Here is a 21060-nt window from a genome sequence, read left to right as displayed (position 1 = left end):
GGCGCAACTCCAACGCCCGCCACCCCAATGTCCTCGCTGCCCGACGCAGGGAACGCGCCCGCATCCGCGGCGAGAAGGGCATCCCCTGGGGCGGACGGGCCACGGCAACCGCAGCCTGATCCCGGAACCGGTCAGCTCCGACAGCGGACGGATCAGGGCTCAGACCCGCATGCGGCCCGGTATTCGTCCAACAGACGGAAGAACATCGTCAGCGGGTCCTCTCCATCGGCATGCCGCTCGATGGCGTCGGCCCAGCCACAAGACATTGACCAACCTCGACGAGCGCGCAACCACTCGGCGAATGGACCACCGGGCGACAGGGCGAACGGCTCGTCGATCCCGTGAACAGACAAAGCCGTGGCATAGCCGATCAAGATGTTCTGCAAGTCCCGCAAGCCCCTCTGGGGAACCCACATGGAAGGACGCAGCCGGATCTGGTCCAGGACATCCTGAACGCCCCGGCACTCGTCGATCGGCCGCGGACTTTGCCCCTGGTCAACTGACACAGACCAGACTCTACGAGACCCGGTGAACCTTCCCGGTCACAGCACTAGTTATTGCGGGACATTGGCGCGTTGTTCCAGGAGGTCAACGCAGTCATGGAGATGTGGCCGCGGCGGGCCGGCACGCTCACGCATCAGCGCGATGGCCTGAATGTTGCGACCCGCAGCGACCAGTCGGTCCACCTCCCGCTGGTCCTCGGCCGAGAGTTGACCCCACAGAGAATCGTTCATCCCCACATTGAACCGCCCGGCCCCACCAACGGTCACACAGCCTGCCCGGCAGGTCAGACAGCCCTCTTACCAAACACCCGCACCAGGATAGAACGCTCTTTGAACTCCGCGCCGCGTTGGCACGTGCCGACTGCCTGCTCACCCGGACCCAGCCTTACGGCGCCGGGTGCCCTTGGCCACGCTGGTACGGGTCGCGGGATCACGATGGCGGGTGGAGGAGAGACCTTCCAGTCCGGAAAGGGCCTGGCCGGACTGGACGAACACCAGGTCAGACGGCGGACCTCCTGGCAGCGGTGGGTCACCCTCGCCATGCTCGCGCACGCCTTCCTCACCGCCGTCCGCGCCGACGAGCACGCCCAGCACCCGGCACCTGACCAACTGATCCCGCTGACCTGCAACGAGATCCAGCACTTTTTCACCGCCTTGGCCGTCCGACCCGTTCACGACTCAGCCCACCGATTCCGCTGGTCCTACTGGCAGCGGCGTCATCAGGCCCGAGCCCGCGATGGCCATTGGAAGCTGTGTCAGAACCTCGGATTCGAAGGTGCGGCCCCGACGGCACCGAGTCTGCAGCCCAGTCGTTGTCCTGGCATGAAATCTGCCACGGTCACGGCATGCGCCGCTGCCGTCGGCCACGTGGACAGGCATGGTCCGCCACCACGGGGGAAGTGACGAACCCGCCTGCGTCCACGGTGCCGCGCCCGTCCCCCGTGCGCGCGAGCTGCGCGTGAAGTCGCTGTGGGATGACGCGACTTCGTTCGGCCTGCGTGCCCTCAACGGCTACGACGGCACAGTCACGGATCGGCACGGTTCCCCAACAGGTCGAAGAAGGCGCCAGAGCCGCCCCTGCAGCCTCTGCCCCAACTCCCTTTGTCTATCCCCTTGAAGTGGCCTTACAGACAACGCTGCGTCGTTGCGAGAGTCGACATAAGAGCAGGTCATGGACCGGCTCGACATCGCGGACAGCTCGTGTTCGCGGGACCGAAGTGGAGGATCGCGTGAAGATGACCAGCACCACGAGACGCAAGTTCAACCAGATCGCCGTCACCACCGCTGCGGCCGCCATCCTGGCGCCACTTACCGCCACGGCGGCCAGCGCTGAGGAAGCCCCGAATGGGGCCACGTCCGCGTCATCCGCCGAAACGGCTGACGGCCGCCCGGCAGACAGCGCCAGCCCGGAGGCGTATGTCGCCTGGCTCAGGTCGAAGGCGGCCTCCGGGGACGCCAGTGCTTCCAGGGTGGAAAAACAGTTCAAGGCGCTTCCTGCGAAGAAGCAGGAGAAGTTCCTCGACTACATCAACGACCCGAGCCACGCCAGAGCATTCACCAAGGCACTTGATGGGACAGGGTCGTTCCGGTCCGAGCGGGCGAACGGAGATGTCGTCATCGAGGGCCAGAGCAACAGCAGCGCGTCGAACCAGCCAGGCGGACGCCGGACGCTCGGAACCCTGTGGGCCACACACTCAGTGACGGTCAAGTATCTCGGAGTCAAGGCTACCAAGGTCACGGTCAAGACTGACTATCACGTCACTGGAAAGGACACCGACAAGGTCTACCCCGGCAGCGCCTGGCACGAGAACTACATCCCCGGCACCGACCTCGACAACGGTGTGGTCGATGAGTGGATCTCGGCTGAACCGGCAGACAACGCGCACTCTCAGACAGTATGGAGTTTCGAGTGGTGGACCGGCATCGAAGACACGGGGCGCCATCGCGTCTGGGCCGACTACAGCGGCTTTAAGGGGGGGTATCTGAAAGTGAACGAGTGACGCTCCGGGCAGGGGTCTGGAAGTCCAGCGGGCTCTCTACCGTTTGGTGCCCCCGGAGACATACTGAGGAGACCGCAGGGATCATGACGAAGGCCTTCTAAGCCTCGATCCTGTATAAGGGTCCGTCAGCTTGCTGACGGACCCTTTCTGCTCGTTCGAAGTGGATGACGTCGGTGATGGTCATGCCGACCGAGTACGACATCAACTCGGCCCGAGGAATCGGGTGGCCTCTGAGTGGCGGTGGTGACCGCCACAGCCGTATTGATCAGTCCTGTTGCGCTTCGCAAGAGTCCGGTTGTCCGCTTGGACGGGAGCTTCGGCGAGTGATTCGCCTGGTCATGAGCGTGATGGCTGCCCAGGTGATGAGCGACTCCGAGTGTTGGATGAGCCGTTCGTAGTCGCGTGCGTGTCGGCGGGCGTGCATGATCCAAGCCAGGGACCGTTCGACAACCCAGCGGCGGGGCAGGATGACGAACCCGGTGGCGTCCTTGGGGCGGCTGACCGTCTTGAGCGTCAGGTCCAGGTGCTTCTTCGCCCAGGTCACCAGCTGTCCGGCATAGCCGGAGTCCGCCCAGACGATCGTGATCTCCGGGTGCATCAGCCGCAGCCTGAACAGCACTTCCTTCGCCGCTTCACGGTCGTCATATCGGCCGGAGTGACCAGGACGAACAGCGGCAGCCCCTTGGTGTCCACGACCAGGTGCCGCTTGCGGCCGTTGATTTTCTTCGCGCCGTCGTAGCCGCGCGAGTCCTTTCCGACGGTCTCCGCGGCCTTCACGGACTGGGAGTTGATGACGGTGGCGACCGCCCCGGGGCCCGGCCCATCTCCCGGCGGATGCGTTTGCGGAGCTGGTCACGGAGAGGTCAGTTGAGTAGGCCGACTTCATGTGCTTCGCGGGAGTGGTCGGGGGAGAGTTTCTGCTTCTTGTGCTGGCTGCGAGTGTTACTGCGGAAGACGCCCAGCCGGATGTGGTGTTCGTGCCCGTCGGTGTCGGTGATGATTTCGGTGTGGCCGCGTGGGACGCGTAGGTGGCCTTCGCGGTTTTTGAATTGACGGGCCGCGGCCAGGTTCAATTCCCACCGGGTTGCCCCCGCGGGCACCGCCTGGGCGGCAGGGACCGCCGCCGTGAGGGCCGGCTGGATGCCCAGTTCGGCGAGGCGCTGCTGCTGGCCCTCTTCAAAGGTGTGCCAGGCCGCTGGCTGTTCGGCCAGCCAGGCGCCGATGTCGTCGCCGCCGAGGCTGACGCCGGGCTGGAGTTCGGTGAGGGTCGCCCCTTGGGACAGGAGCCAGCGGGCTTTCGCGTAGTGCCGTTGCCAGGAGAGCGACCAGGCCGGGTTCCAGTCCGGGTCGATGGCCTCCAGCCGCTCACGCCGGCTCTTCGCACGCTTGGTCTTCTTACCCAGCCCTCCGGGCTTTCGGCCCTGGTGCAGCCGCTCCCCCACCGCCACACCGGCCACGACGGCGTCCCTTGGTGCAGCGAGGGTGTGGTGCTCGGCGAAGTAGAGCGTGCACACGTCCAGGAACTCCGTGAACGCCTGGTCGCGTGGGGCGAAGACGAACCCTTCCTCGGCCAGCAGCTCGGTGCGCCAGTCCGCCAGGTCGCCCCGTCGCCAGGCGCGGCGCTGTTCGGCCGCCCACTGGCCGACCGGACAGGCCACCTTGTGGTCGCCCAGGTCGACGGTGGCGGTGTAAGGCACGTTGGCGAGTCCGTGCTCAGCCGCGAAGGCGCGGACGGCTTCCAGGCCGGTGAGCCAGGCGGTGGCCTCCGGGCGCAGGACGCGGGTGCGCACCAGCCGTGCGATCTCCTCCGCTTCGCGGGGGCGGCGGGAGAAGTGCAGCAGCGCCAGCTCGGCCCCGTGCTCATGGCCGTCGGGCTTCTCCTCCTGGTCGTGGTCCTCTTCGGCCGACTCACCGCCCTCGGGGGAAGTTTCGGTCTGTCGGGGGTCTCCGGCCGGATCGGCGGCAAGGACGTCCTCCGGTGTGCCGCTGCGCCCGGCCGGTCGCAGCGCCAGGTGCTCAACGATGCGCGGGTCGAAAGAGCGCAGCGCGCGCAGGACGGTCACCAGGGGTTCAAAGGCGGCGGTGGCGGCCATGTCCCGGCCCTCGTCCTCGGCGGCCAGGAGGACGGGCACGACCAGGCGGGCCACCTTGCCCTCGTGGGGCTTCTGGCGCAGGGCGCGGCCGACGGCCTGCACGATGTCGACGGGTGAGCTGCGTACGTCGGCGAACAGGACGCCGTCGAGGCCACACCGTCCCGTGATGTCGGTGCCCTCGCCCAGCAGGCGGCAGGTGGACAGGATGCGGAACTCCGTCTTGCGGCCCTCGGCGTCGATGCCGTTGGCGAACTGGTCGAGTGTGGCGCGCTGGTGGGAGGCCGGGTGGAGGCCGCACAGCCACTCCCCCCACACCTCACCCGGAAACCGCCCGGCCGCACGCAGCTCATCGGCAGCGTCCGGGAGACCGCGGGCGAAGGAGAGCGCCTCCTGGGGGCGTGCGTGGAAGCTGAGGAGGCTGACGACGCCGGCGGTTTCCATGTGGGCGAGGTGGCGGCGCGGATCGCGCCCAGCCGCATCCCGCGCCGCTCCTCGAGCGTGGCGTCATCGCCGGGAGGTGCCGGGTCGCGGATCTCCAGCACGTCGATCTCGAAAGAGGCAAGCACTCCCTCCTCGATGGCCTGGCCCAGGGGGTAGGTGAAGGCGGGCTTACCGTAGACCGCCTCGTCGTCCATCGAGGCCACCAGCACCTCGCCCCCGGTGTCGTCACCTTCATAGATGCGGGGTGTGGCGGTCATGTACAGGCGCCGGTCGGCCGGGATGCGGGCGTTGTCGTGGACGATTGCCCACGGCTTGGTCGCCAAACCTGCGGTGCGGTGGGCCTCGTCCACGATGGCCAGGCCGAACCCGTCCAGCTGCTGCCCGAACGCCCCGGCCAGCGCCCGCTCCAGCACACCCGCGACTGCCCGCTCCTCGACGCCTCCACGTCCTCCTCGTCCTCATCGGCACTGCGACGGCCGGGGTTGCCGACAAGGGAGGCGTAGGTGGCGAAGATGGTCACCGGCCCGGTGCCGGCCCACAGCGCGAGTCGGAGCGGGTTGGTCGTGCACCGCACATCCAACTCTTCGGCGAGGTAGGCGCGCACCTCCGGGTCGCGGTCCAGGGAGCAGACCGCCACCGCATTGCCGCGCATGCCGTACTGCCGCCACTTGGCCACCGTCTGCGTCAGCAGATTCAAGGTAGGCACCAGCACCAGCACCCGGCCGCGGGGCTCCAGACGGCGCGCGGCCTCGTAGGCGATGAGGGTCTTGCCCGACCCCGGCGCGGCGATCACCGGCGTACGCAGACCCTGCTCGGGGATACCGCCGGGCGGGGTCTCCAGCGCGAAGACCGCCGCGTCGATGGCCTCCTTCTGCCGGCGCCGCACCTCCTAGGAACGGTGCGTGGCGGACTGCCTTCACGGTTGATCCCCAGGGAAAGAAGGATCTGCCCAAGGTGGCCGCGGACAAGCACGGTGCGGTACCAACCGTCCCCATGAATGCAGACCTGACCGTGCAACCGGGCAAGGCATGCAAGGCGTTCATCGACTACGTCTCCCGCAAAGACACCGGCAACGATCGGCACTGGTCCTCACAGATCAAGAAGTTCCGGCACGCCTTCGGGGACACAAAGACGGTGCGCAAGCAGCTCGGCGACCCCAAGTCGGTGAAGGGGGAGGTGACGGTGCAGCGCACGCCGATCGGTCCTGCCTGGCGAACCCAGGACGGCGGAGCGCTCGTCGCGTGTACCGGTGAGAAGAAGCTGACCGTCGACATGGGGCCGGGGCAGTGGACCGAGATGAGGATGCCTGGCTGGGACAACACCGGGAACACCCGGTGGAACACCTTCACCCAGACCACCATGCTGATGACCGTGCTGAAGGTGCCGGCCGACGGATCACCCATCAGCATCGCAGGGGACACCACCTGGCCCTACAAATTCAAGGGCACGGAATACGCCGGAGGCTGACGTTGGCTGGCCCCTGTCCGGCATCGCCGGGTCTGGTCAGGCTTACAGTCACACAGTGGATCCTGTCGCTGAGGAAAGTACTGTCTCACCGACGCCGCTCTACCGGCTGACATGCCGCTTCCGGCCCGGCGGCCCTGCCTACACCGGCTGGTGGCGTGATGGGGTGTTTTCGACAGGGCGTAGGGGGACCACTTGGGCAGTGAGATTGGGCACCACGGTCCGGGCAACGAGAATGGGGACCACTCGGTCTGATGGTGTGTGACATGCCGCTTTCAGCGTAATGGGGGTCTTGGGCCGTTTAGCCGGTCACGCTGTGCGCGTTGATCAAGGTCGTGTCAGGAGACCTTTTCATGTACAGATCGCGTGAGTGGATTTTCGAGAGGATCCGCCGGGACCGCCGACCGGATTCCTCGGTGTCGCAGCGGACGCTGGCCCAGCGGTACCGGGTCTCGCGCAAGACTGTCGTCAAGGCCCTCAGCCATCCGGTGCCACCGGTGCGGAAGCCGCCTCCGCCCAGGGTCAGTGTGCTGAAGCCGGTGAAGGGCTTCATCCGGTGAAGGGCTTCATCGACGAAATGCTGCGGGAGGACACCCAGGCACCCCGCAAGCAGCGGCATACGACCAGCCGCATCGTGCAGCGGCTCGCGGCCGAGCGGGACTTCGAGCAGGCGTCGTACTCCCCGATCCGCGACTATGGGCGCCGGCGCCGACCCGAGGTCGAGTTGGAGGCCCGTGAGGGGAGGCGGTTCCTGGAGGGCACGGTGCCACAGGCGAAACAGCCCGGGGAAGAGGCCGAGGTCGACTTCGCGGACGTGTGGGTGGACCTGGCCGGGCAGCGGCGCAAGTGCATGCTGTTCACCCTGCGGATGCCGTACTCGGGCAAGGCCGTCCACCGCGTCTACGCCACACCCTCGCAGGGAGCCTTCCTGGAAGGGCATGTGGATGCCTTGACCGTGCTCGGCGGGGTGCCCACGGTCCACATCCGGTATGACAACCTCAAGCCTGCGGTGACGCAGGTGTTGTTCGGCCGTTTCCGAACTGAGTCGGCACGATGGACCGCTTTTCGATCTTGGTACGGTTTTTCGCCCTTCTACTGCCCCACGGGAGAGGCCGGCGCCCATGAGAAGGGCGGAGTGGAGCACGAGGGCGGCCGGTTTAGGCGGCGGCATCTGGGCCCGCCGCCAGAGGTGGAGTCGCTGGCGGAGCTGAACGAGCGCCTGGCGGGGATCGATGCCGAGGAGGACGCCCGCCACATCCATGGTCGGCCCGCCTCGGTCGGCTTCGACTTCGAGCAGGAGCGGCCGTTGCTTGGGCCGCTGCCGGCGGATGAGCACGACACCGGGATCGACCTGACGCCGGTGGTTCACCGCAACGGCCGGGTCACCGTCCGCCAGAGTTTTTACTCGGTGCCGGCACGGTTCATCGGCACCAAGGTGCGGGTGAAGCTGAAGGCGAACGAGGTGTGGATCTTCGACGGGCGGAAGGTCGTCGCCCGCCATCCGCGGCTGACGCGTCGTTACACCTCGCACGACATCCTTGACCACTACCTGGAGTTCCTGCTGGTCAAGCCGGGGGCATTCGCTGGGGCCGCGGCACTGGCCCAGTCCCGCGCGGAAGGGGTCTTCACCAAGACGCACGAAGCGTTCTGGTCAGCGGCCAAGCAGAAGCGCAGCAACGGCGAGGGTACCCAGATGCTGATCGAGGTGTTGCTGCTGCACCGGACTCTGCCCGCCGAGGCGGTCATCGCCGGGATGACCACGGTGCTGAAGGTCGGCGCGATCAGCACCGATCTGGTGGCCATCGAGGCCCGCAAGGTCTTGGAGAACGCCGGGGCGGAGCCGGACGAGGAGCCGGCCGACGATCTGCTCGACGAGGACGACGGCAGCAGCGGTGAGGACACTGGGGATGACGGCACGAAGGTGATTTCCCTGCATACCAAGCGGCTGCCTCCCGACCTGCGGTCCGGGCTGCCGGACATGAGCAAGTACGACCGGCTGCTCAAGCCGGTCACCGCCACGAGGAGCACGGCCACGAAGCCGCAGAAGGGCACCAGCGCATGACTCCCACCACCACCGAGCAGCACGCGGCCGAGGTCCCGACCAGCAGGATGCCACTGCCCGGCGATCCACAGGACGCCGCGATTGACGAACTTTGCCGGGACCTGCGGCTGCCGGCTCTGCGCGAGCGGTTCATCGAGGTGGCCGCCACTGCCCGTCGTGAGCAGCTGACCTACAAGCAGTTCCTGCTGGATCTGCTCCAGCTCGAACGTAACGACCGGGAACTTCGCCGCCAGCAGCGGTTGATCCGGGCCACGCGTTTTCTCCGGCCGAAGCGGCTTGAGTACTTCCGGTTCGAGAAGAACCCCCACGTCCCGCCCGAGATTGTCGGCGAGTTGAAGCATCCGGTCTGGGCCCAGGAGGGCCGTCCCCTGGTCTTGATCGGTGACAGCGGCACCGGCAAGAGCCACCTGCTGATCGGGATCGGCACCGCGATCGCCGAGGCCGGCATGTCGGTCCGCTACACCACCACTGCCGCGCTGGTGAACGAGGTCGCCGAGGCCGCCACCGCCAAGCGTCTGTCCGCCGTGATCGCCCGCTACAGCAAGGTCGACCTTCTGTGTCTGGACGAGTTCGGCTATCTCAACCTGGACAAGAAGGGCGCCAAGCTGCTGTTTCAGATCTTCCCGAGCGGGAGGAACGCAAGGCGACCGCAGTCGCCACAAACGCCCCGTTCAACGAGTGGGAGGCGATCTTCAACGAGCTCCGGCTCTGCGCGGCCATCGCCGACCGGATCACCTTCCGCTGCCCCCTCATCCAGACCGGCACCGAGTCCTACCGACTCCAGGCCACAGAGGCCGAACACCACACCGTCCGGTGAATCACCCCTCTGTCATGCGAGATGAGGCCAGCAGGATGGAAAGGACATGGCCATGACGGAAGGTGAGCGGCATCCGGACAAGGGCGCGGTGGACCGGTCGGAAGGCTTCGGTGAGCGGCTGCTGGGGGTTCTGCTGGACCGCGCGCACGAAATGCCGCCGCAGCTGATCGCCCCACTGATCGCGGAGGAGGTCAGCAGGATCGGTGGCCGGGATCTCTCGATCCTCTTGCAGGACTATGGGCAGCTGCATCTGGTGCCGCTGCCCGGCAGGCGGCTGGTCGTCGGTGAGCCCGAGCCGATCGGTGACTCCCACGCCGGCACGGCCTTCCTGCGTGCGACCCCCGTCGAGGTGCCGCACGCCGACGGCGTCCGGATGTTCCTGCCGTTGCTGGACGGAAGCGACCAGGTGGGCGTGCTCACCCTCACCCTGGACGCCATCGATGACGACGACCGGCGGCTGCTGCGCAGGCTGGCCGGCCTGGTCGCCGACATGCTGGTCACCAAGCACCACTACACAGACCAGTTCTTCCTGGCCCGGCGCCGCGAACCGATGAGCGTGGCCGCGGAGATCCAGTGGTCCCTGCTGCCGCCGATGGCGATGTCCGTCCCGCAGGCCGCGGTCGCTGGCATCCTCGAGCCCGCCTACAACGTCGCCGGCGACAGCTTCGACTACGCCCTCAACGACGACATCCTGCACATGGCCATTGTCGACGCGATGGGCCACGGCCTGGACGCCGCCACGATGGCGACCGTCGCCATCGGCGCCTACCGGCACGCCCGACGCGCCGGCATCGGCCTGGCCGAGATCTACGCGTTCATGGACCGGGCCATCGCCGAGCAGTTCGGGCCCGACCACTTCGTCACCGCGCAGATGATGCGCCTGAACATCACAACGGGCCAGCTGCACTGGGTCAACGCGGGCCACCCGGTGCCGCTGCTGATCCGCGATCGCGCGGTCGTCCAGCAACTGCACACCCCGACCACCTTGCCGGTCGGCTTCGGCGGCGACGAGCCCAAGATCAGCGAGCAGACACTCCAACGCGGCGACCGGGTGCTGTGCTTCACCGACGGCCTCATCGAAGAGCGCGGAGCCGGTGGCGAGCAGTTCGGCGAGGAACAACTCATCGACTGGGTCAACCGCATCGAGCACACCGAGGAAGGCGTGCGCGCGATGGTGCGCTCCCTCTCCCACGCCCTGAAGCAGGAACGGGGCGGGGTCACCAGCGACGACTCGACACTCTTCCTGATCGAGTGGCGCGGCGGCGCCGCCGACCACCTCGCCACCATGGAGTGAACCGACACCCGCACCACACTGACGGAGCCGACGAGGCACAGACCCCGCAGCCCGGTCGACTGCGGCCACACGGAGCCGGGTCCTCATAAGCCGTGCCTGTCAGGGACGCGGCCCGAGGGGACCCGGGAACATCAGCCTGTCCGGCTCCACTCCCGCTGCTGTCGCGAACACTCCCGAGCCGTCACAGCCACAGCCAGAAGTCACCCGATCGGGGTGGCTCCCAATCCCGTTGCCGATCAAGGACTTGTGTCGCGTCCATCCCCATCACGGATGGAGCAACGTGGCTCTCGATCCCCCTGCCCGAGTGGCTCTCATCCACCCTGTCCAAAACAGGCGTTGGTGTGCACGTGGGCGCGGGTGAGCCGACGACGCTGAGCGCGCAGCACGAGCAGACGCCGTACGGCCGGGGTGCGCAGCGCGGTCAACGACGCGGCGTCCAGGACGGGTTCGGGTCGTGGTGGCTCAGGGGCGCTGTGGTCGGAGGTGGACGCGGTCACGGGAGGTCCTTCGGCCTGGGGTGGAGTGTGGCTGGTCAGGAGGTGGGGCCGAGGCGGGAACAAGCACACGACAGCAGAGCCCGGTCCACCGCGCTCTCGGGGCTACGGGCGAGAGCCGCGTACGCGTGGGAGGTGATCTTCGCCCAGGTACGGAAGTTCCCCTTCGCGCACGTGGCATCAGCGTGCAGCAAGCCGGCTTCGGCCGCGGTGTCCCACAGCGGATGGAACAGACGCAGCACGGTGGGGAGTTGCTCGGTGTCCAGGCGTGGCGTCTGCTGTCAGATCAGCACCCGGGAGGCCAGCGCGGGAGCACGCGCGAGGGTCCGCTCGGCGCCCGCGCCGCACAAGACCATCGCCGTCTCGGTGATAGGGGCGTCGATGAGCAGGCGCAGGTAGCCCAGCTCGGGCGCGGCGATGCGCTGCACGTCGTCGATGACCAGGACACCCGGCGTCTTCAAGGCATCGATCAGGGCGCGGTCGGCCGTGTCCGATCGCCTCGGTCACCTCCCCTACTTGCCGCGTCGCCACGACATGCGCGCTGGGCACATACAGACGCACGCCCTCGGTGAACGAAGACGTGCTGGGCGTATCAGCACCATCGGCGCCGTCCTTCGGGGGCCGGGTCGGCGACCGCGGGCTGGGCCTGGCCGGACTCGTCGATGGTGCCCGGCAACGCCAGCTCGGCCAACGCCCGGTCATAGCGGTCTGGATCCATCCGGGCGTAGCCAGGGACGGGGAAGGTCAAGGGACACACCCTGCACGTCGTTCCCGGGTCACCGCGTGGTGCAGCGTCGTCAACGACGGCAGTCGGTCCCGGTCCAGAGCGGGAAGCACGTCATCGGCGTGTGCTCGGCCATCCAGCGATGCAAGGCCTTCACGTTCCCGCCCACCTCCCCCAGCTGGGCCCACAACGAATCCGTCAACGTGAACACCCCACGTCGTGCGGCAGGCTCGATCCGGCCCGTCTCCTTCACCACATCCCAGCCGACGCCACACCGTCCGTACGTTGACCCCTGCCGTCGATGCGGCGATCCGGACATGCACCGTCTGCAGCGTCCCCGCCTCATCGAGTGCGAGCAGGCGACGCACCACCACCTGCCGAGCCATCGCCCGATCCCACGCCCGAGAAGTCGTAGCCGAGTTCTCGGCCACCACCGGCAGCGACGACGGTGAAGATGACGGATCAGCAGTCATGCCCTCCTGCACACACCCGCCGTCCTGACCCAGAACACAGGATTGGACATCCCCATGACAGCCACAGACCCGGTGTAATAGGCCGATCTCGCGTGCCATGACAGTGAATTAGTCACTCCATGACAGCCGAGATCCAGCAGTACCTACCACTCAACATGCTGGTCAGCAGACCACCCATCACGCCGGAACCCACTGCCGATCCAAACCACTGCCACAGCAACACACATTCACACCGCCGCCAAGGTCCCCTACACGGGGGCGTATCCGTCGACGTCGATGCCGTCAGCGCCTACCCGTCGCTCCCTCTCGCCGGCCGGGAAAGTCCCCAGCGCCGCCCACCGACGACAGCACCGAGCCCTCTGTCTCGAAGAACGACCAGCCCCCGGCGACGCGGCACGCCGAGCCTTCAGGTCCCGTCAACCGCCGGGAAGCCCGGCCCTCAGCCCGCCTCATCCAGGAGGACGTCACGCCTGGCCAACGGAGACCGGCGTGAGGGGCTCATGGAGCGGGCGATCGACGGGCCTCCCTGCACCGGCAAGACCTTCCTGCTGCGGGTCATCGGAAGGGATTTCCAGCGATCCGTCGAAGACCGGTATCCCGACGACGAGAGCCGTATCCCGGTCGTGCACATCACCGCCCCTTAAGGACCCGGAGAATGTACTGAACTGGGTCTGGGAATTCGTTGACTTCCTCGGGCTGAGGCCGGCCCAAAGACTTGGACGAGCTGCTGCAGCCTCGGCGCCCGGCGGATCTCTCCCAGCCTGTCCGGCGCGTCATGGAGAGAAGCTCGCCCCAACTACTCTTGGTCGACGGCCTGCAGCGACTTCACCCCGGCCAACTCGCCCCCTTCCCTTCCTCACCGACTTGGGGAAACTGCGGGAGAAGCTCGGCCTCACCACGCTCTTTTGTGGAACCGGCTCCTCCCCCAGTCCGACCCCGGCCGTCTGCCGGTGACCTGGCTCGGACCCCGTCCCTCTGTACGCCGGCGACCAGGAGACCTGGCCGAAGATCCTGCGCAGCTTCGAAGACGACCTCGCCCTGCACCACCTCTCCCCGCACGCCCTGGCGAGCGAGGCGAAGTACCCGCATGAGCGCACCGGCGGCTACTTCAAGCTGCTGTCTCAACTCATCTGCCAGGCCTCCATGACAGCCATCCAAGACGGCAGCGAAAACATCACCCGCGAGCTACTGGAGGACACCGAAATCGGAGGCTGACGCGGCAGAGAGAGCCGTAGGGACTCGGCTGCACCGACGTGTGATTGTGTCGCTCACCGGTTCGGGAATGCGGCCGATCACCGGAACGTGTTCGGCGGTATCCCTCGGACATGACGGACGCGGAGTGGGCCCAGGTCCGGTCGCTGCTGCCGGTGCCGGGCTGGAGGCGCGGCCGGGGGAACTGCCGCACAGTCCACCGAGGCAGCGTTCCACGGACCGCCCCTGAGCCGGGAAGGCGAACGGGACAGCTCGAGGCAGAGGCCGGGCAGCGCCACCTTCCTACGACGGAATCTCCCAGACGTCGACGGAACTGCACTTAGCACTGCTGATGACCACAGGGCGACCGTGGAGCTCGGCCAGCCGTACCTCGAACACCTCGGCATCGTACTTCTGGAACGGCCGGCCCAGCATCCGATGTTCCGCCAGGTCCCAGACGCAGATGGTGCCGTCCTCGGCCCCGGTGACAGCGACCGGGACCCCGTGCACGGTGTCAGCGTCGAGGCACACGATCTCGTCACCGGGCACGGTGAGCTCCTCTCCCCACTCGCCGGACCTCGGATCGCCCACCAGGAGCCGCTGCAGGCCCGCCGCCACGACCTGGGTACGACCGTCTACCGACGCCAGGGCGAAGTCAGTGAGCGTCGCCCCGGGGAAGCGATCCGAGTCCTCGGAGCCGGCAAGGCGATCGAGGCTGTCGAACTCGGCCAGAGGCTTTCCCTGGACATCCCATAGGGCCACGACTCCGCTCGGGTGACCGCCGACCACCACAGGATGGCCGTCCAGCAGCCCCGCCGCGGCAGCGCTACTGGCTCTCGATTGGCACTCCATCCTGATGTTGACCAGGGAGTCGTGCGGTGAAGGCTGCTCCGGCTTGTCCTCGTCGCCCTCGTTGCCGTCGTCGTCAGGCTCGGCCAGGGACGGGTCCCAGAGTTCTACCTCCATGTAGTTCGAAGCCACGACGAATTTTGAATACCCCCCGAAGTCGGCCCTGACCGCGGAGCTCGTGCTGTATTCCTGTGGGCTCAGCCGTACCCTGCCAGTCGTCAAGTCCCACATTGCGAAGCCTTGGTGTTCACCGCCACCGCCGATGACGATCCGTCCGTCCACCACCGCCGCACAGAGCGAGGTGAGCTCGGTGCCCTCGTCCTCGTCCGGAGCGTCGAGCTCGTACGTCATCCAACGGTCTGCTCCCGGATCCCAGGTGCAGGCACGGCAGTCCTCGTCAGGGGTGCCGACGACGAGCAGTTGACCGTCGAGGGTGACGAGATCGAAGTCGTACATGTGACTGCCGGACGGGGACAGGCTGCTGATTGAGCGGCTCATTGCTTGTCATGCCCCATCTTGTCAGCACCCTCTGACATCCAGGAATCCAGGTACGCCACGCGCACCGGAGCCAGGCGGTCGCACGGGTGGCCTGCGTGGGCACACGGCGACCGTGAACGGTGCTGAGTCGAATGTCGACCCAGTCAGGAAACCGCCGCCATCTCGCGAAGGGAGCCAGCATCTACGTTACGAAGCTGTCGTTCCGATCTTGAGCGATGTCCGTCGAACGTGAGTCCCGATTGGGTGGTCGCGGGGTGTTCGGTGCAAACGAGCAGGGCCTCCTGAACAGCTCGTTGGTGTCGAATCACCGAGCAGCAACAGGAGGCCCTGGCGCCGAGTGTTCCGTGTCGATGGCCGGGCAGTCCAGTTCCATCATGCTGGAGTGTGACTGCCTGGCTCACCGGTTCGGAAACGCCGCCGACAACGGCTGTCGGCTGCCGCGTTATCCGACGGACATGGCGGACGCAGAGTGGGCAGCGGTCCGGCCGTTGCTGCCGGTGCTGGGCTGGATGCACGGCCGGGGAGGGCAGCCGGAGGCGTACTGCCACCGGGCGATACTCGATGCGATCCGCTACCTGGTCGACAACGGCATCAAGTGGCGAGCGATGCCGGCTGACTTCCCGCCGTGGGACCGTGTCTATGCCTTCTTCCGCCGCTGGCGCGAGAACGCGCTGGTCATGGAGTTCCACGACCGGCTGCGCGGGCAGGTCCGCCAGAGGGCGGGCCGCGAGGTGGAGCCGAGTGCGGGTGTGATCGACTCGCAGTCCGTCAAGGCGGACGCTGTCGTCGGCTGTGACAGCCGCGGGTTCGGCGGAGGCAAGCTGATCAACGGCCGTAAGCGGCACATCGTGGTCGACACCCATGGCCTGCTGCTGGGCGTGGTGGTCACGGGTGCGGACATCGGCGACCACGCCGCCGCCCAGGTCCTGCTCGAGCAGGTGGCAGGCGCGCATCACCGGCTCGCTCTGGTCTGGGCCGATGGCGGTTACACCGGCAGCCTCGTCGAGTACTGCCTGGCCACGCTCGCCCTGGTCCTGGCGATCATCAAACGGAGCGATGACGTCGAGGGGTTCGTGGTGGTGCCCAAGCGGTGGATCGTCGAGCGCTTCTTCGCCCACCTGATGCGCACCCGGCGCCTGGTGCGCGACTTCGAACGGCGCACCGCCAGCGCCGAAGCGATGGTCTACTGGTCGATGATCTCGCTCATGACCCGCCGCCTGGCCCGGCCACGCCCGCAGCCAGCGTGAACCGGCCCGGCTGCTGCTCAGCCAGCCAACCGCGGGCAACCAGGCGCTTCGCCTTCGACCGCAGTGCCTCCACCCGCGCCGGCACCACGTCCATACCGAACGCGGCAGCCATCTCCTGGCAGGTCAACGGGCCTTGATGGAGCCGGACCCGGTCTGCGAGCACGGTGAGGATGCGCTGGCAGTCCACCGACAGCACCGACCAGGCCAGCTCCTGACGCCACAGGGGCACCTGCGACCTCGCCTTCGCCGCGCCCCGGGGCGCCGACTGCGCTTCCGTCTCCCCGCGCGGATCCTCGGTGACCTCCGCCTCGGGGGTGGTGACGTCGTCTGGAGCCAGGACCGTATCGACCCGCGTGCGGGCAATCGCCCACTCCCACCATTCCTGCTCGGCCTCGGCCCAGCTCGGCCTGGATGCGGTCAGCCTCCTCCCGCAGCCCCGCGACTCGACGCCGGCAGCGAGCTCGTACTGCTCCAGCAGTCCAACAACCGATGGCATCCGCAACCTCCCCGGGAGCAACGACCCGACAGGCCACCACTCCCACGGATCCCCCCCTACCCCCAACCAGCGGAAACGCGTCGATCACGTCCGGAAAGACAACAGCTTCTCAAAACCTCAAGGCATCACAGACCAGCGCAACACGCGACCATGGCCACGAATACGGATGTTGCAGTAATCCCAGGACAAGCAGGGCTTGTGCCTTCTTGCTCTACTCGCGCGGGCGGCGGGCCCGGGTTGTGCGGGCGGGCCGTAGGGCGTCGAGTCGTTCGGGGGGGGCGGCGTCGGCGAGGTGGGCGGAGCCGAGGTGGTTGCCGGCAGGGTCGAAGATTTCGATCTGGGTAGGGCGGTGGGTGGTGTTCCACCAGGTCGTCCAGGCCAGGACCTCAGCGGTGAACTCGGTGAAGGCCAGGGGCAGGGGCGCATCGGGGTCGCGCTGCTGTTCGAGGGGTTGGAGACCTGAGCCGGCCGGCTCATCCGACGCAGTGCGGCTGGAAGCCCGGGTCGGCCGGGCCCTTGCGGCCCAGGGCGTTCACCACCCACTGCGTGACGACCGGGTCCTTCGTGGCCTGGTCGTGCTCGGTGGGGTCGAGCGGGCACTTGTCCTGCAGGAGGACGTTGGTGACATGGTCCGCAGGGCCGCTCAAGAACGAGCTCGTGTAGGGGACTACGACCTCGTCGTGCTTGGTGGCGAGCTGCGTGTACTCCGGGCCCGTGGGTGTTTCGGGATCGGCGTTGAGCTTCTTGAGCAGGTCGGAGCCGGTGGTCTGGTCCGCGCAGGACGGGCAGACGGTGGCTCCGGCCGCCAGGGCCAGCGGGTTCGAGGTGCCGTGGTTGGACGGCACAATGCCGACGAGGTCGTCGACCTTGGTCGCACCGCCGAGGAACTTGATGTAGTACCGCGGCATCATCCCGCCTTGGCTGTGCCCGACGAGGTCAGCCTTCTTGGCGCCCGTCGAGCCGAGTACGGCGTTCACGAAGTCACGCAGCTCGGCCGCCGAGTCGGGGATGGGGTCGGTGGCGGCATGCCCGTAGTTGAAGGCGAAGACGCAGTAGCCGTCGTCCGCGAGCTTTGGAGACAGTGTGGCCCAGTTCTCGGCCATGGTCTTGAACGTGCCGTTGACCAGGATGACCGGCTCGGGGTGCGCCGAGCTCGGCTTGCACGACCAGTCGTTGGCTCCCGCCGGGGGGATATCGGTGACGTCGGCGTGAGCCGTGGCGGCGAGGCCCATGAAGCCAAGGCTCGCTGCGGCGGTGGCAGCGGTCAGAAGCTGGAGGCGGGTGCGCAGACGCATGGCGTGAACCTTTCTCGCAACGGTCCGTGAATCGAACCGGGGTCGACAATGCCGAACCGCAGCGGAATGGTCACTTACTGGCTGGTAGGCGTCAAGGTTTCCGGGGCCCGCTGGATGTCACATCGCCGAGCCCTTGTGTTCACGGCTCAGGGCATGTTGCGCGCGTATGAACAAGGCAATGAGCAAGGTAATGATCAAGCCATTGAGCAAGGCCGCTGGTCGAGCTGACTCGCAAGCCGGTCGGCGACCAAGCGGACCCTCAAAAACGGGACGGATTCCGACAAAGCAGATGGGGCGCACTGGCGCGTCGGCGAGCATGAGAGGGGTGGCGGGTCAGGTCCGTACGGTCCCGTGGCCTCGGCACGGCCACCGTTCCCATGGACCCGTAGGAGGCGCGCACGATGACTGGCGAGGTCACGCTGCGGCAGCGGTGGCCGGCCGAAGGCCGCGCGGACGTTCCGGCGGACGTGGTTGAGGCGGGGTTGCGAGAAGAGATCGTTGCCGAGGCCGAACGGTGAGTTCAGGTCGCCGTGGTACGGCACAACCAGCGGCGAGGGCTGCTGGTGATGCCGGCCCGGGCACAACCGGTCGACGGTCCCGGCCACGTCCAGCCGGCGCAGAAACTCGGCAGCGATAGGCAGAGCGCCCAGACACCTCTCCACCACGGCAGCGCTGACCACGCACTGCATGCGCGGACGCACCGTCCGTAGCCGCGGGGGCCGGGAAGACTTCGTCACACCCCACCAACGCGGCCACGACTCCAACAGACGCTCCCACAGGCCCCGAACCAGCCGATTCAGTCACCCGCGAAGTACGGAGCCAGTCGTGCCTCCGCCCCGGGTGGCGCGGCCGCCTGCCGCGTCACCAACCACAAAGCGGGCGTCGCCTGGATGGACACGGGGCGGCCGACCGTTGCGTACCGGCGAAGAGTGGCTCGGCGTGCTCATCAGCGGCTGCCGCGCTGGTTTCGTTCGAGATGAAGACCGCCGGGGTCCATCCGCCTCTCTCAAGACCGACGGGGATACGTTCTCCCCCATGCCGTCGTTGAACGAGGTGCTGATGGCCCTCGAGGAGCAGCCCACCGACTCTGCCATCTACGCGGCCACACCCTGGAGGGCAGATTCCACGGTGGTGGTCGCGAGCTGGGACGCGCCGCCCCGCGGGCTGGCCTATCTCCTGGAAGTGGAGCTCGCCCGCGACGTGCTGGAGGTCTGGTCGGCCTGGCGCGATGGCGCCTCTCCCAGTGCGCAGGAGCGGTGCGAGGCGGTGATTCACTACGCCGAGCATGACGCCTACCTGCCAGCGTGAACGCGACCGGTCACGGCCCGCCGACGGCGTGCGGCCGTGTCGGTCGCTTCCCGCGGGGGGGGAGGCAGGCGTCGGCCAGGGCGGTGGAGAGCGTTCGTCGAGGACTTCGTGCGGGGTGTAGCGCCCGTCTTTGCGGACCTGCTCCAATCCAAGCTGTTGCCGGGTTCCGGGAGACCTGCTTCTCAACGGTCCGGCATCCCGTGCGGCAACGGCCCCAGCGCGCCATCAGCTCCCAGGAGCAGTCCGGTTCAGCTGTCTGGCCAGTTCCTGCGCCTGAGGCGTAGCTGTTCAGGTGTGCGCTTCACCTCGGGCGGTGGGCCGTTATCAGCAACGTGTCGGCAGCGCGTGGCCCCTCTCCCCCGGGCAGCATCTCGGCGGTGATCTGTGCCAGCCTCGCCTGGTCGAGCAGTTTGGTCCACACGTGTTCACGGCGGTGGCCGGTTCGGCGAGCTCTGGCATGTCGCAGAACCTATCGCGAGGGGCATTGTGCGAAAGCTGCTTTGCGAGAGGTTATGAGAATGAAGATCAGGGGCAAACCGGACGCGGTCCGGCGAGGATCCTCGACCTCTCAGAACTACTCATTTCTGCGAGCGTGATGCGTGGCGACCTTCACAACTAAGGGAGCCGTCTTGCCGCGCAAAGTCCTTTGTATGCCGCACCGCTGCCTCCATAGGTCGCCCGCATGCGGCGTACAATCATCATCGGCGACATCCATGGCTGCTTCGACGAGCTGATCGAACTGCTTGATGAAGTCGACATCCAGCCGGACGACCTGCTGGTCAGCGTCGGTGATCTGGTCGACCGCGGTCCAGCGCCCGGTGCCGTGGTCAGGCTTTTCCGTGAGCGCCCGAACTCGGTCGTGGTCATGGGCAACCATGAGCGAAAGCACGTGCGCGGGATCTGCTCCTACGCGCAGGAGATCACGCGCTTGCAGCTTGGCGACCACTACGCCGAAACGGTCGACTGGATGCGGACTCTGCCGTACTACTTCGAGAACGAGCACGTCCGTGTTGTCCACGCCGCGATATTGTCCGGAATTCCGCTGTCCGACCAGCGGGAGGAGATCCTCTGTGGCTCGACGAGGGGTGAACGAGAGCTCACGGCACTGTTCCCGGATAGCTACTGGCACGAGCACTACACCGATGCCAAGCCGGTGGTGTTCGGCCATCACGTAACCGGCCGGGATCCGATGATCCGCGACGGCAGGATCTTCGGACTCGACACTGGTGCCTGCCACGGCTGGAACCTGACCGCACTGTGTCTCCCAGGATTCACGGTCCACTCGGTGAAGGCGCAAGCGGACCACTGGTCGGCCATCAAGCGCCAGTGGCAGTTGCCCGTCCTGAAGACCAAGCCTTGGCACGAGTCCACCTGGCTGGAGCTAGCTCAGGCGATAGAGCGGTTCTCCTCAACATGTGACCAAGCGACACATCAGTGGCTGGAGGCGCTCCTGGAGTGGGCCGCGGGTCTGCAGTCGACATTCCCCACCCTGGTCGCCACAGCGCATCGAGTCGCCGACGAGCTCACCACGGACGAAATGCGCCAGCATCCTGCTGCGAAGGTTCTCTTCCAAGCCCGTAACGGCCGCCTCGACCAGGCCAGTCTGGCCAGGCAGTGCCCGACACCTCGCAGGACAATCGAACTGGCAGCCACATTGGGGCTGATACTGGACGATGTGCCCAACTAAGACGTCGTTTCTTATGGCGTGATCGTTCGTTGAACCGTGCATGACGGATCTTGTCGAGCGGTTGGTGCCGGACGAGTTATGGGCGCTGTTCCGGCGGATTGTCCCGCCGACAGAGGTGAGGCGC

The 21060-nt window shown here is 67.1% G+C and carries 16 protein-coding genes and 6 pseudogenes; 11 read left to right on the top strand and 11 right to left on the bottom strand.

What is annotated here, in order from left to right:
• Positions 1 to 152: 152 nt before the first annotated feature.
• Positions 153 to 506, bottom strand: coding sequence for a hypothetical protein (locus ACTWP9_RS34500; protein ID WP_443250280.1), 354 nt, complete (start codon positions 504 to 506; stop codon positions 153 to 155).
• A gap of 394 nt (positions 507 to 900) precedes the next feature.
• On the opposite strand from ACTWP9_RS34500, the pseudogene ACTWP9_RS34495 reads away from it, so the two are divergent.
• Together ACTWP9_RS34495 and ACTWP9_RS34490 are read left to right on the top strand one after the other, a co-directional pair.
• Positions 901 to 1253 (top strand): annotated as a pseudogene (locus ACTWP9_RS34495) (IS701 family transposase); the annotation flags it as partial.
• 485 nt (positions 1254 to 1738) lie between these two features.
• Positions 1739 to 2503 (top strand): hypothetical protein, encoded by a 765-nt coding sequence (locus ACTWP9_RS34490; RefSeq protein ID WP_443250279.1) that lies wholly within the window; start codon positions 1739 to 1741, stop codon positions 2501 to 2503.
• 286 nt (positions 2504 to 2789) lie between these two features.
• On the opposite strand, the pseudogene ACTWP9_RS34485 reads toward ACTWP9_RS34490, so the two are convergent.
• The 3 genes and pseudogenes from ACTWP9_RS34485 to ACTWP9_RS34475 form a co-directional block, all read right to left on the bottom strand.
• A pseudogene (locus ACTWP9_RS34485) lies at positions 2790 to 3363 on the bottom strand (transposase); the annotation flags it as partial.
• 3 nt (positions 3364 to 3366) lie between these two features.
• Positions 3367 to 5037: a Helicase associated domain protein gene (locus tag ACTWP9_RS34480; RefSeq protein WP_443250278.1), complete on the bottom strand. Its 1671-nt coding sequence runs from the start codon at positions 5035 to 5037 to the stop codon at positions 3367 to 3369.
• A 253-nt stretch (positions 5038 to 5290) separates the two neighbouring features.
• Entirely contained in the window at positions 5291 to 5923 is a 633-nt protein-coding gene (locus tag ACTWP9_RS34475) for a DEAD/DEAH box helicase family protein (RefSeq protein ID WP_443250277.1), read from the bottom strand.
• A 107-nt stretch (positions 5924 to 6030) separates the two neighbouring features.
• Here ACTWP9_RS34475 and ACTWP9_RS34470 point away from each other — a divergent pair, with 107 nt between their 5' ends.
• From ACTWP9_RS34470 to ACTWP9_RS34455, 4 genes and pseudogenes are all read left to right on the top strand, one after another.
• Entirely contained in the window at positions 6031 to 6504 is a 474-nt protein-coding gene (locus tag ACTWP9_RS34470) for a hypothetical protein (protein WP_443250276.1), read from the top strand.
• Between the two features lie 350 nt (positions 6505 to 6854).
• A pseudogene (gene istA / locus ACTWP9_RS34465) lies at positions 6855 to 8563 on the top strand (IS21 family transposase).
• Positions 8564 to 8610: 47 nt separating this feature from the next.
• Positions 8611 to 9380: pseudogene (gene istB, locus ACTWP9_RS34460) on the top strand (IS21-like element helper ATPase IstB).
• Positions 9381 to 9432: 52 nt separating this feature from the next.
• Entirely contained in the window at positions 9433 to 10674 is a 1242-nt protein-coding gene (locus tag ACTWP9_RS34455; protein ID WP_443250275.1) for a PP2C family protein-serine/threonine phosphatase, read from the top strand.
• Positions 10675 to 10985: 311 nt separating this feature from the next.
• Here the strand turns inward: ACTWP9_RS34455 and ACTWP9_RS34450 are convergent, their stop codons facing one another.
• From ACTWP9_RS34450 to ACTWP9_RS34435, 4 genes are all read right to left on the bottom strand, one after another.
• Positions 10986 to 11171: a hypothetical protein gene (locus ACTWP9_RS34450; protein ID WP_443250274.1), complete on the bottom strand. Its 186-nt coding sequence runs from the start codon at positions 11169 to 11171 to the stop codon at positions 10986 to 10988.
• Between the two features lie 35 nt (positions 11172 to 11206).
• On the bottom strand, positions 11207 to 11410 hold the full coding sequence (locus ACTWP9_RS34445) for a hypothetical protein (RefSeq protein WP_443250273.1): 204 nt from the start codon (positions 11408 to 11410) through the stop codon (positions 11207 to 11209).
• Positions 11411 to 11449: 39 nt separating this feature from the next.
• A complete protein-coding gene (locus tag ACTWP9_RS34440) occupies positions 11450 to 11629 on the bottom strand; it encodes a hypothetical protein (RefSeq protein WP_443250272.1) in 180 nt (59 codons plus the stop codon).
• A gap of 131 nt (positions 11630 to 11760) precedes the next feature.
• Entirely contained in the window at positions 11761 to 11916 is a 156-nt protein-coding gene (locus ACTWP9_RS34435) for a hypothetical protein (RefSeq protein ID WP_443250271.1), read from the bottom strand.
• Positions 11917 to 12865: 949 nt separating this feature from the next.
• On the opposite strand from ACTWP9_RS34435, the gene ACTWP9_RS34430 reads away from it, so the two are divergent.
• Positions 12866 to 13009 carry a hypothetical protein gene (locus ACTWP9_RS34430; protein ID WP_443250270.1) on the top strand — a complete coding sequence of 48 codons (144 nt, stop codon included), beginning with the start codon at positions 12866 to 12868 and terminating at the stop codon, positions 13007 to 13009.
• Between the two features lie 681 nt (positions 13010 to 13690).
• Positions 13691 to 13759 (top strand): annotated as a pseudogene (locus ACTWP9_RS34425) (transposase); the annotation flags it as partial.
• A 100-nt stretch (positions 13760 to 13859) separates the two neighbouring features.
• Here the strand turns inward: ACTWP9_RS34425 and ACTWP9_RS34420 are convergent.
• Complete coding sequence (locus tag ACTWP9_RS34420) at positions 13860 to 14756, bottom strand: hypothetical protein (protein WP_443250269.1); 897 nt, start codon at positions 14754 to 14756, stop codon at positions 13860 to 13862.
• Positions 14757 to 15358: 602 nt separating this feature from the next.
• Here ACTWP9_RS34420 and ACTWP9_RS34415 point away from each other — a divergent pair.
• Complete coding sequence (locus ACTWP9_RS34415) at positions 15359 to 16150, top strand: IS5 family transposase (protein WP_443250268.1); 792 nt, start codon at positions 15359 to 15361, stop codon at positions 16148 to 16150.
• On the opposite strand, the pseudogene ACTWP9_RS34410 reads toward ACTWP9_RS34415, so the two are convergent.
• Both ACTWP9_RS34410 and ACTWP9_RS34405 read right to left on the bottom strand, forming a co-directional pair.
• A pseudogene (locus tag ACTWP9_RS34410) lies at positions 16107 to 16646 on the bottom strand (hypothetical protein). The gene ACTWP9_RS34415 and the pseudogene ACTWP9_RS34410 sit on opposite strands and share 44 nt — an antisense overlap.
• A gap of 473 nt (positions 16647 to 17119) precedes the next feature.
• Positions 17120 to 17941, bottom strand: a complete 822-nt coding sequence (locus tag ACTWP9_RS34405; RefSeq protein WP_443250267.1) for an alpha/beta fold hydrolase — start codon at positions 17939 to 17941, stop codon at positions 17120 to 17122.
• A gap of 1035 nt (positions 17942 to 18976) precedes the next feature.
• Between ACTWP9_RS34405 and ACTWP9_RS34400 the strand changes: the two genes are divergently transcribed.
• The gene (locus ACTWP9_RS34400) at positions 18977 to 19249 is read left to right on the top strand and encodes a hypothetical protein (RefSeq protein ID WP_443250266.1); all 273 of its coding nucleotides are present in this window, start codon (positions 18977 to 18979) and stop codon (positions 19247 to 19249) included.
• Between the two features lie 682 nt (positions 19250 to 19931).
• Positions 19932 to 20936 (top strand): metallophosphoesterase family protein, encoded by a 1005-nt coding sequence (locus ACTWP9_RS34395; RefSeq protein ID WP_443250265.1) that lies wholly within the window; start codon positions 19932 to 19934, stop codon positions 20934 to 20936.
• Positions 20937 to 21060: the final 124 nt, after the last annotated feature.

Source organism: Streptomyces sp. 3N207 (assembly GCF_052246355.1).
Lineage (GTDB): Bacteria > Actinomycetota > Actinomycetes > Streptomycetales > Streptomycetaceae > Streptomyces.
Note: the sequence above shows the minus strand (reverse complement) of the source record. Positions and strands in the feature narration are given on the sequence as shown.

What these genes read in the sequence shown, in the direction of transcription:
- ACTWP9_RS34490 (WP_443250279.1), top strand. Translation starts at nt 1,739, where the DNA reads ATGACCAGCACCACGAGACGCAAGTTCAACCAGATCGCCGTCACCACC.
- ACTWP9_RS34480 (WP_443250278.1), bottom strand. Translation starts at nt 5,037, where the DNA reads ATGGAAACCGCCGGCGTCGTCAGCCTCCTCAGCTTCCACGCACGCCCC.
- ACTWP9_RS34470 (WP_443250276.1), top strand. Translation starts at nt 6,031, where the DNA reads ATGAATGCAGACCTGACCGTGCAACCGGGCAAGGCATGCAAGGCGTTC.
- ACTWP9_RS34455 (WP_443250275.1), top strand. Translation starts at nt 9,433, where the DNA reads ATGACGGAAGGTGAGCGGCATCCGGACAAGGGCGCGGTGGACCGGTCG.
- ACTWP9_RS34430 (WP_443250270.1), top strand. Translation starts at nt 12,866, where the DNA reads ATGGAGCGGGCGATCGACGGGCCTCCCTGCACCGGCAAGACCTTCCTG.
- ACTWP9_RS34420 (WP_443250269.1), bottom strand. Translation starts at nt 14,756, where the DNA reads ATGACGTACGAGCTCGACGCTCCGGACGAGGACGAGGGCACCGAGCTC.
- ACTWP9_RS34415 (WP_443250268.1), top strand. Translation starts at nt 15,359, where the DNA reads ATGGCGGACGCAGAGTGGGCAGCGGTCCGGCCGTTGCTGCCGGTGCTG.
- ACTWP9_RS34405 (WP_443250267.1), bottom strand. Translation starts at nt 17,941, where the DNA reads ATGCGTCTGCGCACCCGCCTCCAGCTTCTGACCGCTGCCACCGCCGCA.
- ACTWP9_RS34400 (WP_443250266.1), top strand. Translation starts at nt 18,977, where the DNA reads ATGCCGTCGTTGAACGAGGTGCTGATGGCCCTCGAGGAGCAGCCCACC.
- ACTWP9_RS34395 (WP_443250265.1), top strand. Translation starts at nt 19,932, where the DNA reads ATGCGGCGTACAATCATCATCGGCGACATCCATGGCTGCTTCGACGAG.